Source organism: Devosia sp. 2618 (genome assembly GCF_040546815.1).
Taxonomy (GTDB): domain Bacteria; phylum Pseudomonadota; class Alphaproteobacteria; order Rhizobiales; family Devosiaceae; genus Devosia.
Genome location: NZ_JBEPOO010000001.1, coordinates 1,011,423 through 1,026,789, shown reverse-complemented (window position 1 = coordinate 1,026,789; position 15,367 = coordinate 1,011,423). Strand labels below are relative to the sequence as shown.

The window sequence follows — 15,367 nt, the reverse complement described above, 5'->3', positions numbered from 1 at the left end:
TGCGGAGATCTGGCACAGCAAAACAAAAAGAGGCACCGCTTACGCGATGCCTCATAGAATCCCTGCATGGGAGGAGTGATTATTCGTCGTCGCCAGCGGCTTCGTCTTCACCGCCAGAGACCAGCAGGACTTCGCCTAGCAGACCCGAGCTTTCGCGAACACCGCGCTCGATCGTGGCCGCTGCATCCGGATTGTCCTTGAGGAACTGGCGGGCGTTTTCACGGCCCTGCCCCAGACGTTGGCTATCCCAGGAGAACCAGGCGCCGGATTTCTCGACAATGCCCGACTTGACGCCCAGATCCAGCAGTTCGCCGGTTTTGGAGATGCCTTCGCCATACATGATGTCGAATTCGACCTGGCGGAATGGCGGCGCCAGCTTGTTCTTGACGACCTTCACCCGGGTCTGGTTGCCCACGATCTCTTCGCGATCCTTGAGCGCACCGATACGGCGAATGTCGAGACGAACCGAAGCGTAGAACTTGAGCGCGTTGCCGCCCGTCGTGGTTTCTGGCGAACCATACATCACGCCGATCTTCATGCGGATCTGGTTGATGAAGATGACCAGGCACTTCGACTTGGAAATCGACGAGGTCAGCTTGCGCATGGCCTGGCTCATCAGGCGAGCTTGCAGACCTGGGAGGGAATCACCCATTTCGCCTTCAAGTTCGGCGCGTGGCGTCAAAGCGGCGACCGAGTCGACCACCAGCACGTCGATGGCGCCGGAGCGGACCAGAGTGTCGGTGATTTCGAGAGCCTGCTCGCCAGCATCTGGCTGGGAGATCAGCAGGTCGTCAACATTAACGCCAAGTTTGCGGGCATAGATGGGATCAAGAGCATGTTCCGCGTCGACGAAGGCACAGATGCCACCAGCCTTTTGGGCCTCGGCAATAACGTGCAGCGCCAGCGTGGTCTTGCCCGAGCTTTCGGGCCCGAAAATTTCGACGATACGTCCCTTCGGCAGGCCGCCAATACCGAGAGCAATGTCGAGACCAAGCGAACCGGTGGAGATCGATTCGACTTCAATCGAGGACGCCTCACCGAGACGCATGATCGAGCCCTTGCCGAAATTGCGCTCAATCTGGCTGAGCGCCGCGGCGAGTGCCTTGTCTTTATCCATAGATCCACCTTCAACTACACGAAGCGGCGCGTTAGCCATTTAGTCTCTCCTTATTCCACGCTCTTGGAGGCTGCGCAACGCGCCGACACCGCTGGTGGCCATGCATTGAATGTGCGCTATTTGTTCTCATCTTGTTCTCGCCATGTCAAGGGACAAAATGAGAACATTCAGTAATCCACGGAGAATCGGCCAACACCACCCCACGCACCTTCCAATAAGTATGATTTTTTGACTTGCCAGTCTGCGGCATGTTGCGCTTTATGCCTGCAATTGCGCCCAGCGGGCCAGCAGAGGAGCCTTGCCATGAATCTCATCCAGTTTTTTGACCGCAATGGCGAGCGCGCCGTGGCCGCCGTCGACAACGGTGTCGCCCGCGTCGTCATCGGCGCCACCAGTGTCTACGACCTCGCCATGAGCGCCCTTTCCGGCCAAGGCGGGCTCGCCGCAATCGTGGCCGAACATGGCCTCGGCGAAACCGTCGATCGCGACGCCATTCTGGCCGAAGGCCGCATGCTGGCGCCAATCAGCCACCCCGATCCGGCACACCTCTATGTCACCGGCACCGGCCTCACCCATCTCGGCTCGGCCGCCACCCGCGACGCCATGCACACGGCCAATACCGGCACGACCGAAACCGGCCTGACCGATACCATGAAGATGTTCCGCATGGGCCTTGAAGGCGGCAAGCCGACCGACGGGCAAAAGGGCGTGCAGCCGGAATGGTTCTACAAGGGCAACGGCTATTCGGTGGTCAATCCGGGCCATCCCATCCCCTCGCCCGGCTTTGCGCTCGACGCTGGCGAAGAGCCTGAAATCGCGGGCATTTATCTGATCGATCACAACGGTCAGCCGCGCCGCCTTGGCTTTGCATTGGCCAATGAATTTTCTGACCACGTGACCGAGCGGGTGAACTACCTCTACCTCGCCCATTCCAAGCTGCGTGCCTGCTCGTTCGGGCCAGAACTGCGGGTTGGCGATCTGCCAGCCCATATCGAGGGCATGTCGCGCATCAAGCGCGATGGCCAGGTGATCTGGGAAAAGCCATTCCTGTCCGGCGAGGACAATATGAGCCACACCATCGCCAACCTCGAATACCATCACTTCAAGTATGAGCTGTTTCGCAATCCGGGCGATGTGCACATCCACATGTTCGGTACGGCAACGCTGAGCTTTGCCGATGGCATCAAGACCGAGCCCAACGATATCTTCGAAATCGAAGAGACCCAGTTCGGCGCGGCGCTGCGCAATCTGATCCGGCAGGAAAATGAGCATCCTGTCATCGTCGGCAATCTCTATTGATCTTGAAGCCGACGCACTAACATGTCAGTTATCCCTCCGCTCTGTGGAGGGATAATATGGCTGCGCGTACTTTCGAAAAACGCCGGGTTGGTCGCACCGATCTGGAGGTGACGACTCTAGGGCTGGGTGGCGCTTCCCTCGCCGGCATTTTTAACGGTGTTCCGGCCGATCAGGCCCGCGCAACCGTGAGCCACGCCCTCGATATGGGCATCAATTACATCGACACGGCGCCCCAATATGGCCTCGGCCGGTCCGAGCACGTGATGGGCGACGCGCTGCGCGAGAGCAAGGTCGACTATGTGCTGTCCAGCAAGGTCGGCCGACTGCTCAAGCCCGTGAACCCGGCTCAGCAGGACAAGGGAAACTGGGTCGATCCGCTGCCGTTCAACCAGCTCTATGACTATTCTTATGACGGCGTCATGCGCTCTTATGAGGACAGCCAGCAGCGGCTGGGCCTGAGCCGTATCGATATCCTTTATGTGCACGACATCGGTGTCGCGACACACGGCGCCGAGGCCAACAAGCCGCTTTGGCAGCAACTGGCCGACGGCGGCTACAAGGCGCTGCGCGAACTGCGCGACTCGGGAGCGGTCAAGGCCATTGGCCTCGGCGTCAACGAATGGGAAGTCCTGATGGACGCCTTCGCACTGGGCGACTGGGACATTTTCCTGCTGGCCGGGCGCTACACCCTGCTCGAGCAGACCTCGCTTGATCCATTCCTCACCACCTGCGTCGAGCGAGGTTCGTCGGTTGTGGTCGGTGGACCGTTCAATTCGGGCATTCTGGTGGGCGGCGATACGTTCAACTATGCCAAGGCGCCAGAGGAGATCGTCACCAAGGTCAAGGCGATCAATGCCGTGTGCCAGGAGTTCAACGTGCCTCTGCCGGCCGCAGCGCTGCAGTTCCCGCTAACGCATCCTGCCGTGTGCAACGTATTGCCCGGCCCGCGTTCGCCAGCAGAACTCGACGGCATCCTGCAGTGGTGGGACGTGACGGTTCCGGACGAGCTGTGGACGACGCTGGCCGCCAAGGGGCTGCTGGCGAAGGGTACGCCAATTCCGGGTGGCGTGGCTTAGGTCACTCTAGGAGTTGCAAAACACACAGAGGCGTTCCCGCGGAAGCTGCAATGCCTATGTGTGTTTGAACTCAGCTTCGCGATGATCTGGCTTCTGAAGGCCCCTCACCCGGCGCGTTGCGCCGACCTCTCCCCCAGAGGGAGAGGTGAAGGAAGAAATCAGTTCAGATCCAGCGCATAGGGCTTGAGGATTTCGAGGGGGACGAGGCCGAGGACGGCCTGATTGGTGGAGCGGAGGAATATCCGTGGCGCTTGGCCCGTTTCATGCGCCTGTAGCCAGCGCAGGGCCACCAGACACCAGCGGTTGCCTTCGATGAGACCCGGAAACGCGAACTGTGGCATGGGGGTCGAGAGGTCGTTTCCGACCGATTTGGAATAGGCGAGGAATTTGTCCGTCGCCTCGATGCAGACCAGATGCATCGCAGCGCTTTCGGGCCCAGCCGCACAGAACCCCGTGCGGAAAAAGCCGGTCAGCGGATCGGACGAACAGGGCTGCAGCGGCTCACCCAGAACATTGAGTTCGCTGGGGCCGGGAAAGCGCCCCTGCTCGTTCAATTCACCTCATCCTTGCCCAGCATCTGCAGCACTTCCTTGACCTTGGAATTGATCTGGTCGAGCGAATAGGGTTTGGGAAGGAATTCGACCGACTTGTCGTCCTCAATGTCGCGGCGCACGCTTTCCTCGGCATAGCCTGAGACAAAGATGACCTTTAGATTGGGCATACTATGGCGGACATGCTTGAGCAGCGTTGGCCCGTCCATTTCCGGCATGGCAACGTCGGAAATCATCAGGTCGATCTTGAAGTTTTCATCCTCCAGCACTTCCAGCGCCTCTTCGCCGCCGTCAGCCTCGAACACCTCATAGCCGGTGGCGCGCAGCGCCTGGGCCGAGAATGCGCGGACGCTTTCCTCGTCATCGACCAGCAAGATACGTTCATGGCCGGTCAGATCGCGTACGGGCGCGGCGGCAGCGGCGACCTTGGCCGCGACTTCCGATGCATTGGCGACGTGGCGCGGCAGGAATATCTTGAAGGTGGTGCCGACACCGACGGTGGAGACGGGGTAGATAAAGCCCTCGGTCTGCTTGACGATGCCGTAAACGGTGGACAGGCCGAGGCCAGTGCCCTTGCCCAATTCCTTGGTGGTGAAGAACGGCTCGAAGATCTTCTCGATGATCTCCTGGCTCATGCCGGTACCGGTATCCTGCACTTCGATCAGCACGTAATCGGCCGGCGCCATACCTTCAAAGCTGAAACGCTCGGCTTCGGAGCGCTCGACATTGTGGGTGCGGATAGTGATCGAGCCACCTTCCGGCATGGCGTCGCGGGCGTTGACGACCAGATTGATGATCACCTGTTCGAGCTGCACGACGTCGGCGCGGACGGGCCAGATATTGCGGCCGTGTTCGACGCCCAGCGTGTTCTTTTCGCCGATCATGCGCTTGAGCAGCACAGTCAAATCGTCAACGATCAGCGGCAGCTCCAGCACCTGCGGACGCAGGGTCTGACGGCGAGAGAAGGCCAATAGCTGGCGGGTGAGCCCCGCCGCACGATTGGCGTTCTGCTTGATCTGCATCAGTTCGCTGAACGATGGATCACCGGGCTTGTGCTTGAGCAACAAGAGATCGGAGAAGCCGATGATAGCGGTCAGCAGGTTGTTGAAATCGTGCGCCACGCCGCCGGCAAGCTGGCCAACGGCCTGCATTTTCTGGCTCTGGGCGAACTGGGCTTCGAGCTTGCGCTGGTCGGTCATGTCGAGCGCATAGACATTGACCTGCTCGGGCGAACCGGCGCTCATCTCGGACGACGACAGATAGAGGCGAACCGCGTGATCGCCTTCGGCGCTCAATAGCGCATCGACAGGCTCGACCTCGGAACGATGTGCTGCGGCATCGGCGATGGCGCGGCCAAACTTTTCGCGGCTGCCCTCGCCGATCAGTTCGGCCAGCGGCTGCAGCTCAAGGCTTTTCTGTTCGCCCGACCATTTGAAAATGCGACCGAACGGAGCGTTGGTGCGGATGATCCGACCTTCCCCATCGAGCGTCGCAATGGCGAATGGCGTGTCGTTGAAGAAACGCGAGAAGCGCACTTCGGCAGCGCGCAGTTCTTCCTCGGTGTCGGGTGCATTGGACTTGTCGAGCACCAGCGTGCGGGTTTCGCCCAGCTCACCATCGGCAAGGCGCGCAGCGCGGTGCAGCAGGCGCACCGGAAAGCTGGTGCCGTTGCGGCGGACGAGGTCGATGTCGATAATCTCGGTGCGGATTTCGCCATCGCTGCGGCCGCGCATCAAAAGGCTAGCGCCATCGCCGCGCACCAGGTCCGACAGACCCAGATGGCCGGAATTGAACTCGGCCAAGTCATAGCCCAGCCAGTCGGTCAGCGTAGAGTTGAGATACTGAATGCGGCCCTGCGCGTCGGCGGAGAAAAAACCCGCTGGCGAATGATCGAGATAGTCAATGGCGCGCTGCAGGTCGCGGAAGGCGCTTTCGTTATTGTCCTTGTCCCGGGTCGTGTCTTCGACGGACCAGATGACGAGCGGCTTGTTGGCTTCGTCGGACTCGGGCAACGGACGCACCGAGACACGATACCAGAAGGCCTTGGCGCTATCGGCCACCGAACCGCCCAGACCGCCGATGATGCGAATGTCTTCCACTGCCGACCGGCCATCCTTGGCGGCGCGCGACAGGCGATAAATTGCTTCGCTGGCGTCGGACTGGCCCGCAAACAGACGCGGCACGCCAACGGGCACGCCATTGGTCATGGCGCCGCTGAAATTGCCGTAGTGCGAATTGACGTAGGAAATCTTGCCATCGCGGTCCGACACCACTGCGCCAAAGGTCAGGCTATCGACCACGGCATTGGAAATGGTGCGGCGCTCTTCGCCATTGGCAATGCGGAACAGGCCCGCCGCCAGACCGAACAGGCAAAACACCCCGACAACCGCCAGCACGCCGACCATGGTCATGATGAGATCGGGCGGGATCAGGTGGCTGAAAAAGGAAACCACGACCGCAATTGCGACCAGTACGAGGCCAAGTACCAATACGCGCCACAGCCCGGCGCTTCCGCGCCCGGCCGCTACGAGTGGATCGGGGTAACTGTCCTCGCCGCGCGGCGTAACTGCCATGGTTCAGGGTGCTCCGTAACCGGTGAGTCGGGCCGAATCAGGCACGTCGCTATGGTCTAGCAAATGGCCAGCCGCTGCGGGAGGGTGAACCGGGTTTTCAACACGGATCAGCCCGGCAGTGTGCCTTATCCGGACTTCCACCCGCCGCCCTGCTTGAGGCGCATCACGAAGCCGATCACTTCTGCCACCGCCTTGAAGTGCTCGTTGGGGATGGTGTCGTCGATATCGACGCTGGCGAACAGGGCTCGCGCCAGTGGCGGGTTTTCGACGATCGGCACGTCATTGTCCTTGGCCAGTTCGCGGATGCGCAAGGCGACGGCATCGGCACCCTTGGCCACGCAGAGCGGGGCTTTCATGCCGCGATCATATTTGAGCGCCACGGCAAAGTGGGTCGGGTTGGTGATGATGACGGTGGCATCGGGCACGGCGGCCATCATGCGGCGGCGCGACCGCTCCTGACGCAACTGACGGAGCTTGCCCTTAATGTGCGGGTCGCCTTCCATCTGTTTGTATTCGTCGCGCGTCTCCTGAAGCGTCATCATCTGCTTCTTCCACCATTTCTGGCGGACATACATGTAATCGGCAAAGGCGATGAGGGTGACGACAGCCAGCACCGCCATGAAGATCTTGATGCCAATCTCCTGGAAGTCGGCCAGGATCACCAGCGGGTCCGCGGTCATCATGGTGTCGAGCCGGTCACGTTCGGGCCACACCACCATCACCACCACCGTGCCGACGATGGAGATTTTGAGCACGCCCTTGAGGAAGTTGAACAGGGATTCGCCCGAGAACAGGCGTTTCGCCCCGGCCAGCGGCGAAATCTTGGACAGCTTTGGCGTGATCGGTTCAACCGACAGCAGCGGCTTGTGCTGGATCAGATTGGCCAGCACGGCACAGGTCGAGAGGATGCCCAGCGGGATCAGAATGGTGCCGAGCAGCGTGAACGCGAGATTGTTGACGAAGGCGCCGAACCCTGCCCCGCTCAGATCGAACTGATCGGCGTTCATGATCAGCATCTTGAGCGTCTCAGCCAGATGCGCCGCGGTGCCGGGCGCCATCATGGCAAAGATCGCAGCCGAACCCAACAGCATGAACCAGGTAACGACCTCCTGGCTTTTGGCTACGTCGCCCTTCTTGTGGGCGTCCTCCAGCTTCTTAAAGGAGGGGTCTTCTGTTTTTGATTCCTGGTCGGGGGCTTCGCTGCTCATCTAGCCCCTCCACATCGCAAGATGGTTTTCAAAGGCACTGAGATACCAGCCCATCATCATCATCAGGAGCAGCGCAAACAGCGACAGCCCGATCATGATGTTGGCCGGCATCAGCACGAAAAACACCTGCATCGCCGGCATCAGCCGCGCCAGAATGCCGGCGCCAAGGTTGAACACCAGGCCGAAAACGATAAACGGCGCGGCCATCTGCACGCCGACGGTGAAGGCTCCCGCGACGGTGCGTATGGCCAGCTGCGCCGCGTCATCAAACATCAGCGGCGCATTGATCGGGAAGACCATGTAACTGTCATAGGTCGCAGCCAGCGCCATGTGATGCAGGTCGGTGGCAAAGATCAGCACCATGCCCAAAAAGCTCAGGAAGCTGCCAAAAATGGCGCCCTGCACACCGGTCTGAGTCGGATCGGCCGCCATGGCGCTCGATAGCCCTGTCTGGAACGCAATGATGGCTCCTGCCACCTGCGTCGCCATCACCGTGATGCGGGCAATGGCCCCAAGGATCAGGCCAATGGCGATCTCGTGAAAGATCAGCCCGATGATCGACATCACGTCTTCTGGCATGCTCGGCAGGCTGGGCGAGAGTAACGGAAACACCACCAGCGTAAAGGCCAGCACGAAGCTCAGCCGCATCCGCGCCGGGATCATGTCTTCGCCCAGTGCGGGCATCAGCATCAGGATGGCGCCGATCCGGCTGAACAACAGCAGATAGAGAAAGGCCGTATTGGGCAGCCAGTCGAGGCTGATCGTCACCGTCAGCCGCCCACGATGATCATATCGACCACGCGGTTCATATAGCCGCCCATGGTGGCGCCGAGGAATGGCAGGGTCAGCAGCATGGTGAGGAAGATGGCGATGATCTTGGGAACAAACACCAGCGTCTGTTCCTGAATCTGGGTCAGGGCCTGGAACAGCGCGATGATCACACCGACGACAAGGCCCACGATCATCATCGGCGCGGCAACGATAATCAGCGTCCAGATGCCATCACTGGCAATGTCGAGCACTTCTGCGCCGGTCATATTGGTCTCGTTCCGCACGAATCGCGCAGGGTTAAGATAATCCTAACGCAGAGCTTCGGCGATGGGCGGCGTGGGGAATGATTGCGGGGCCCGCACATTGGTTTTCTTCACCTCGCCCCTGAGGGGGAGAGGTCGGCGCGCAGCGCCGGGTGAGGGGTTCAGAGGCTGGCTGAGGCAATGAGGTTGTTCGAACACTGAACCCCTCACCCTAGCCCTCTCCGCCGAGGTGAGAGGGGACCGACCTGTAATAGACCTAGATCGGCATCCGCATGATTTCTTCGTAGGCCGAGATCACCCGGTCGCGGATGGTGACCATGCTTTCGATGGCGATTTCCGTTTCGCTGAGGGCGGTCACCATATCGACCACATTGGCTTTGCCGTTGACCATATCCATGGCCATGGAGTCGCTGGTCTTGCCAGCATCGACGACGCCCTGCACCTGGTTGGCGAGCATGTCGGCAAAGTTCGGGCCGCTGGTGGGCCCGGCCAGCGCCATCAGATCGGTCTGTGGCTTGGCAGCCTGATTGATCAGGCGACTGGCATTGCCATAGGCGGCAGTGGCGGCGTTGAAAGGCGCGTTGATGGCCATTTACTGGTTCCTGTCCGATCAGCCGCGCAGGATGTCGAGCGTGCGCCCGAGCATCTGGCGTGTGACGGTGACGACATTGAGATTGGCCTCGTAGGTGCGCTGGGCCTCGCGCATGTCCATCGCCTCGATCAGCGGATTGACGTTTGGATACTGCACATAGCCTGTCGCATCGGCGGCCGGATGGCCAGGCTCGTAGCGGCTGGTGAAATCGCTCATGTCATAGGCAAGCTTGCCCACTTCGACGACCTGGCCACCGACTTCGCGGTCGAACGTGGTTTCAAAGGTCGGGATGCGGCGGCGATAGGGTTCATCGCCCGGCGCCTTACCGGCCGAGTCGGCATTGGCAAGGTTTTCGGCGATGACGCGCATGCGGGCGGTCTGGGCATGCAGGCCCGTTGCGGCGATGCGGAGCGAAGAATTGAAATCCATATGACGCTTCCCTCAGCCCGATCAGGCGGACTTGCCCAGTGCGGTTTTGATGATCTTGATGGACTTCTGGTACAGCGTCGTCGCCGCCTGATAGTCCATCATATTGGTGGTGACCTTCATCATCTCGTCTTCGAGCGTCACGCCATTGCCTTCGGGCGTGATCTCGAAATTGGCCATGCGCTGGGCCCCAAAGCTGGTGCCCTCGCTGCTCGACACCGAAAAATGCATCGGCTGGGTGGCCGATGTGGTGACGCTCGCCGACGAAAAGGCGCCCATCTGGTCGGAGAAATTGTATTGCGCCAGGTCGCGACCGCGATATCCCGGGGTCTCGGCATTGGCCACGTTTTCGGCGAGCAGGCCTTGACGGGTCTGGTGCCAGCGCATTTTGTCGGTGAGTGCCGCGAAAACCGGCATATTCAAGAGGCCCATTGGCCGAAATCCCCCGCGAGTCTGCAAAATGCGCGATGGGCAATTCTTGCCGACCTATGGTTAATCAAGCGTTAACCGACGCGGTTTAGGGCGGTGTCAGCCTCGCATTCTGCACAATTGAGGGGTTTTGGTAGGCAATATATGCCGCCCGGATTCGGGCGCGACCTGTTTGGGAGCCGTTATGCAGTTCATCACCAGCCTTTTTGGCGGTTCGGGCAACACCTTTGTCACCGCCGCCTTCGCGCTTGGCGCCGTCATCATAGCCATCGTGTTGGTGCTGTGGCTGCTCAAGCTGCTGTTCCGCGCCTCTGGCAATGTCGCGCGCGGCCGCAATCGCCGCCTGTCGGTGGTCGACTCGCTGGCGCTCGATCCCAAGCGGCAGCTGCTGATCATCCGCCGCGATAATGTCGAACACCTGATCCTCACCGGTGGCCCGCATGATGTGGTGGTTGAGACCGGCATCCCCGTCGATGACGCGCCGGCTCAGCCAAGCCGCCGTCCGGTGCCAATGGTTGCGGCGCGCAAGCCAGTCGCCCCTGCCGTCAAGGCCCAGCCTGCCGCAGCGGCCCCGACGCCACAACCGGCTCCCGCTGTGCAGCCAGAAGCCGTCGAAGCGCCCGGCACAGCCATCGCCCGCCTGCGTGAACTGGGCCAGCCAACCAACAAGCGCGCGCACCTCTCGCTGCGCCATACCGGTCTGCTACGGCCCGTCGCCGACAGAGAAATCCCGGTTTCCCCTGAAAACGAAGCCGCACCCGTCTTGTCCGCCACCGACTCAGCTAAAGAAGAGGGTGCGCGGCGTGACGTAGAAGGCACCGACCTTGTCGACGACAATAACGAGGCAAACCGGAAATGAGGGAGCGCCGTCGCGTTTGCGGCGGCTGAAGCCTTATGCGCTGGTGGCGGCCCTCACCGTCCTCGCGCTGACGCCGAGCCTGGCCTTCGGGCAAGACCTGTCGATTGATTTTGGCGACGACACGACGCTGACCCAGCGCGCCGTCCAGATCATCGGCCTCATCACCCTGCTGTCGCTGGCGCCATCCATCCTTGTGATGGTGACCAGCTTTACCCGTATCGTCGTGGTGCTGTCGCTGCTGCGTACGGCGATCGGTCTGCAGACTGCGCCACCGAACTCAGTGATGGTATCGCTGGCGCTGTTCCTGACGCTGTTCGTCATGCAGCCCACCTTGCAGGCGTCCTACGATCAGGGCATTGCGCCGCTCCTGCGGGGCGAGATCGAGTTTGCCGAGGCCTTCGAGCTTGGCAGCCAGCCGTTGCACGGGTTCATGCGCGCCAATGTGCGTGAACAGGACCTGATGCTGTTCTTCGACCTGACGGACGCGCCAGTTCCGGACGAACCGGAAGCCATTCCGCTCCAGCTGCTGATCCCGGCCTTCATGATCTCGGAACTGCGGCGCGCCTTTGAAATCGGCTTCCTGTTGTTCCTGCCGTTTGTCGTCATAGACATGGTGGTGGCGTCGGTGCTGATGAGCATGGGCATGATGATGCTGCCCCCGGTGGTGATTTCCTTGCCGTTCAAGCTGATCTTTTTCGTGCTGGTCGACGGGTGGTATCTCGTCGCCGGATCGCTGGTCCGAAGTTTCGTCAGCGGATAGCTAGCGAATGCTGGCGACGCCAGCGCCTTGCGGCGACGCAGTCATCGGCGCCAAGCCCTCCCCGCCATACTTGTCACGGTAGGACGCAAGGAACGCGTTGATACCGTCGACGCCCGAAACCTGGCTGGCCACTCCCTTGAACTCAAGGCTGGTCACCTCTGCCCGACCGGTCACCAGGTCAAACATCGGCCATTCCGGCGTCGTCGACATGGCATCGCCGAACTTGGAGCGCAGCCGCGCCAAGCCCTGCGCGTCGGCCGCCAGCACGTAACCAACACCGGCCTTGATGATGCCCATGCGCGTGGTCTGCGGCAGCGGCCGTCCACCGGTCGGCTGTTCGGCATACATGGCTTCGAGCATTTCGCCCGCCCGGTCATAGCGACGGGCCTTCCAATGCGCATCGACGCGTAGCAGATCGGCGTCCTGCCCGTTGACGTCACGCAACAGATCGAGCGCCAGCTGGTCGCGACCGCCATCGATCATCGCGCGGGCCTCCAGAATCCGGCGCTGGCGCTGTAGCGAGACCGGCAGGTCTGGCAGGCGGGTGGCATTGAGCACACGCATGGCGCTCTGCGGATTGCGGTCGGCCAGATAAATAACGGCCAGATCGGTGGCGACCTGCGACTTGGCAACGCCGCGCAGGCGGTTGTCGAGCTGGTATTCCAGCAGTTCCGCCGCCTGGGGCAGCAGATCGACGCGCACCAGACGGCGCGCCAGATTGCGGATCATTTCGTCGCCGCGCGCCCCCGGCGGGGTAAGCTGGCGGAAATCGTAATAGAGGCCCAAGGCTTCGACGGGACCAAGCTGATCCGCGACGCCATTGAGGAACAGCTCGCCAAACATACGCTGGGCCTCATCGCCGAGGGCGTTGACCGACGGCGTGTCAGGGTAGTTGGCGACGGTCTGCTGTACGGTCTCAAAACCGCGGCGATAGTCGCCATCGCGGAAATACAAATCGGCCAGCATGGTCTGCATCGAGGCTTCGAGCGAATTGCCACGCCACAAAAGCGCCTCGGCAGACAGCGTTTCGGCCGCCTTTTCAAGGTTCAGCGTGCCCTGCCCATCGAGCAGTTTCAAAGTGCGGTAGATCGCTTCGGCCCGGGTCGGACGTACGTCGGAGGCGATGACCTGACCATAGGTGTCGATGGCTTCGGTGACGCGGCCACCAGCCTCATCGATACGCGCAGACAGCAACTGGAAGAGGCTCGCGCCCTCTTTGTCGAGCGTGCTGAACTCGACCTGATTAAGGAAGCGCTCGGCCATGCCGGGTTCGCCGGTTTCGACAGCGGAACGGGCTGCTGCGAAGTTGAACTTGTTGCGCACCCAGACAGGATAGTTCGGCACAATGCTATTGGCTTCTACGGCATCGAGCCGCGCCCCCTTGAAGTCGTGATTGTCGGCGCGGGCAATCGTCCGCCACAACAGCGCATCGACTCCCTGCGACATGGTCGAGGAGTTGAGAATGCTGAGCGCATCGGCGGGACGCGCCGCCAGCGTGTCGGCAATGGCGCGGGTGACGCGCACGATGCGGGTCAGGTCGTCGGTCTTGAGATCGCCCGCCAGCACATTGAGCACGCCCAGTGCTTCATAGGCGAAGCCATTGGCGATGTAATACTGCGCTAGATCGAGGCGTGCCTTGTCACGTGCCCTGCCCTCGGCAGCGGCGGCCACCGCCTGCAGCGCATCGATATTGCTATTAAGGGTACCGAAGTCTTTTTCTTCCAGCCGCGCCAGATCGACAAAGCTTCCGCGCAGGCTATCTGTCATCGTATTGCCCAACGCCCGTGGCGTATCGCTGTTGGACACAGTCAGTCCGCCCGGCGTCGAGAGCACGGCATATTCGTTTTCGAGACCAAGGCCCAGTTCAGGGCTTTCCGGCTTGATCACCAGGCCATGGACGCTGCGCAGGGCCGAAAACTCGACATAGTCGAGGGTCCGCGTCACGCCACGCGCCGGTGGATACGCAGTCACAACCTTGAGCAGGTCGCCCACGATCGGGTCGCGGAAGTCGTGCACGCGTGCCGGCCGCACCACATTGGCGACGACCTCAAAATCGCCTTCCATATCGCGGCGACGGGTGAGTTCGATCGGTTCGGTCGGGGTTAGCATGATGTCACCCAGCGACAGCACCCAGGCCATGCCTTCGGAGCCAAGCGTGGCCAAGCGATCCTGCGTCAGATCGAGGCGAACCACCTGCGTGTCACCGGAAGTGGAGATGGCAAAATCGCTGGCGAGGGCATAGAGTTCACGCGTGTCGCTCGGCGCAGCAATGCCAGACACGGTGTCAAACATCATCCAGACGGTGTCGCCGCGCCGGAACACGGCGGCGGGCGTATCCTGCTCGAATGGGAATACCACGCGCACGGTCGAGCCGAGCACGCTGATGAATGGAGTGACGGTCTTGCTGCCGTTCTCGGGATAAAGCATACCCACATTTGGCTCGGCGGCAGTAATGGCGACTTCTTCAGCCGCCAACTGCTCGGACACACCTTGCGCGATATCGGCGGCGTTGAGCGATGGGAGCCCCTGCCCGGCGATGTCGACATCGACGACATACTGGTTTGGCGTGTTCTGGTAAAAACGCGGCGTGATGCCTTTGGCCAGCTTGAGCGTGACCATGGAGCCATCCGGCGTCACCAGATTGTCCATCGAGATAATTTCGGGCGGCAGATTGATTGCGACGTCGCGCAGATCGACTGCCACCGGCCACTCAAATGCGATGTGGCTGGCTTCACCTTCCTGGACATACTCGGCCTTGGTGGGAATGGTCCAGTCAAACTGCAGGCGCAGGAAAGTCGGGTTGCGGCCGACGCGCAGATTGGCGCGCGGATCAAGATCGGCCAATTGCCGCGCCTTGCGTTCGCGCTCGGCATCGATGGCATCGACACGGGCCCGCTCGGCCAGCTCGTCCACCACTTCCTGAGGCAGCTTCGGCGGCGAGCCCTGCCAGGTCGGCGGCATCAAGTCGATAAAGAGCTTTTCGCCCGCTTCGGTGCGGTTGAAATTGAAAGACGCGCGCAACGCCATGCGCACGCCCCTTCCATCCGGGTCGATGCGCGCGGCGGAGAGATAGGGCGCCATGGTGACGCCAACGTCGGGCAGAATGATCGAAACGGGCTCATCGAAATTGATCGAGAGCACGCCGTTTTCCATGCGCATTGTATATTTCGGCAGATCGTCGCGGCCCGGAAAGCTGATGACCAGCCGGCCATAGCCCTCTTCCTGCGTAGCAAAAAGCTGGCCCTGTTCCTGGGCAAATACGGGCAATGCTGAGGCGAACGCCATAAGGGCGACGCCGACCAGAACGACACGCTTCGCGAGTCGCTTTCCGGTCATGAGTGCGGTCTTCACTGGCTTCTGCCCGCCCGACGCATATGACGCGTATTATGGCGAAGCTTCAGCTTCGGGATCATAAAACGCGTGGGTTACACAATACTCTGGTG

At 61.1% G+C, this 15,367-nt stretch carries 14 protein-coding genes; 4 read left to right on the top strand and 10 right to left on the bottom strand.

The features are described 5' to 3' along the window. Positions 1-79 precede the first annotated feature (79 nt). Positions 80-1,156 carry a recombinase RecA gene (recA, locus tag ABIE28_RS05065; RefSeq protein WP_354060725.1) on the bottom strand — a complete coding sequence of 359 codons (1,077 nt, stop codon included), beginning with the start codon at positions 1,154-1,156 and terminating at the stop codon, positions 80-82. 264 nt (positions 1,157-1,420) lie between these two features. Here recA and araD1 point away from each other — a divergent pair, with 264 nt between their 5' ends. Together araD1 and ABIE28_RS05055 are read left to right on the top strand one after the other, a co-directional pair. Continuing rightward, positions 1,421-2,416 (top strand): AraD1 family protein, encoded by a 996-nt coding sequence (araD1, locus tag ABIE28_RS05060; protein ID WP_354060724.1) that lies wholly within the window; start codon positions 1,421-1,423, stop codon positions 2,414-2,416. Between the two features lie 56 nt (positions 2,417-2,472). Continuing rightward, positions 2,473-3,492 (top strand): aldo/keto reductase, encoded by a 1,020-nt coding sequence (locus ABIE28_RS05055; protein ID WP_354060722.1) that lies wholly within the window; start codon positions 2,473-2,475, stop codon positions 3,490-3,492. Positions 3,493-3,650: 158 nt separating this feature from the next. Here ABIE28_RS05055 and ABIE28_RS05050 read toward each other — a convergent pair whose 3' ends face one another. The 8 genes from ABIE28_RS05050 to flgB all read right to left on the bottom strand — a co-directional run bounded on the left by ABIE28_RS05050 (position 3,651) and on the right by flgB (position 10,308). Next, positions 3,651-4,046: a DUF2237 family protein gene (locus tag ABIE28_RS05050; protein ID WP_354060720.1), complete on the bottom strand. Its 396-nt coding sequence runs from the start codon at positions 4,044-4,046 to the stop codon at positions 3,651-3,653. After that, complete coding sequence (cckA, locus tag ABIE28_RS05045) at positions 4,043-6,616, bottom strand: cell cycle histidine kinase CckA (RefSeq protein WP_354060718.1); 2,574 nt, start codon at positions 6,614-6,616, stop codon at positions 4,043-4,045. The genes ABIE28_RS05050 and cckA overlap by 4 nt, the downstream gene beginning before the upstream one ends. A 125-nt stretch (positions 6,617-6,741) precedes the next feature. Beyond that, a complete protein-coding gene (flhB, locus tag ABIE28_RS05040) occupies positions 6,742-7,824 on the bottom strand; it encodes a flagellar biosynthesis protein FlhB (RefSeq protein ID WP_354060716.1) in 1,083 nt (360 codons plus the stop codon). Continuing rightward, positions 7,825-8,592, bottom strand: a complete 768-nt coding sequence (gene fliR / locus ABIE28_RS05035; RefSeq protein WP_354060714.1) for a flagellar biosynthetic protein FliR — start codon at positions 8,590-8,592, stop codon at positions 7,825-7,827. Between the two features lie 2 nt (positions 8,593-8,594). Then, a complete protein-coding gene (gene fliQ, locus ABIE28_RS05030; RefSeq protein ID WP_354060712.1) occupies positions 8,595-8,861 on the bottom strand; it encodes a flagellar biosynthesis protein FliQ in 267 nt (88 codons plus the stop codon). A 253-nt stretch (positions 8,862-9,114) separates the two neighbouring features. Next, entirely contained in the window at positions 9,115-9,450 is a 336-nt protein-coding gene (gene fliE / locus ABIE28_RS05025) for a flagellar hook-basal body complex protein FliE (protein ID WP_354060710.1), read from the bottom strand. An 18-nt stretch (positions 9,451-9,468) separates the two neighbouring features. Continuing rightward, complete coding sequence (flgC, locus tag ABIE28_RS05020; RefSeq protein ID WP_354060708.1) at positions 9,469-9,879, bottom strand: flagellar basal body rod protein FlgC; 411 nt, start codon at positions 9,877-9,879, stop codon at positions 9,469-9,471. Positions 9,880-9,900: 21 nt separating this feature from the next. Next, positions 9,901-10,308: a flagellar basal body rod protein FlgB gene (gene flgB / locus ABIE28_RS05015; RefSeq protein WP_354060707.1), complete on the bottom strand. Its 408-nt coding sequence runs from the start codon at positions 10,306-10,308 to the stop codon at positions 9,901-9,903. A 181-nt stretch (positions 10,309-10,489) separates the two neighbouring features. Between flgB and ABIE28_RS05010 the strand changes: the two genes are divergently transcribed. Continuing rightward, positions 10,490-11,164 (top strand): flagellar biosynthetic protein FliO, encoded by a 675-nt coding sequence (locus ABIE28_RS05010; RefSeq protein WP_354060705.1) that lies wholly within the window; start codon positions 10,490-10,492, stop codon positions 11,162-11,164. A 16-nt stretch (positions 11,165-11,180) separates the two neighbouring features. After that, positions 11,181-11,924 (top strand): flagellar type III secretion system pore protein FliP, encoded by a 744-nt coding sequence (gene fliP / locus ABIE28_RS05005; RefSeq protein WP_502913361.1) that lies wholly within the window; start codon positions 11,181-11,183, stop codon positions 11,922-11,924. Here the strand turns inward: fliP and ABIE28_RS05000 are convergent, their stop codons facing one another. Next, positions 11,925-15,260 carry a tetratricopeptide repeat protein gene (locus tag ABIE28_RS05000; RefSeq protein WP_354060703.1) on the bottom strand — a complete coding sequence of 1,112 codons (3,336 nt, stop codon included), beginning with the start codon at positions 15,258-15,260 and terminating at the stop codon, positions 11,925-11,927. Between the last annotated feature and the right edge of the window lie 107 nt (positions 15,261-15,367).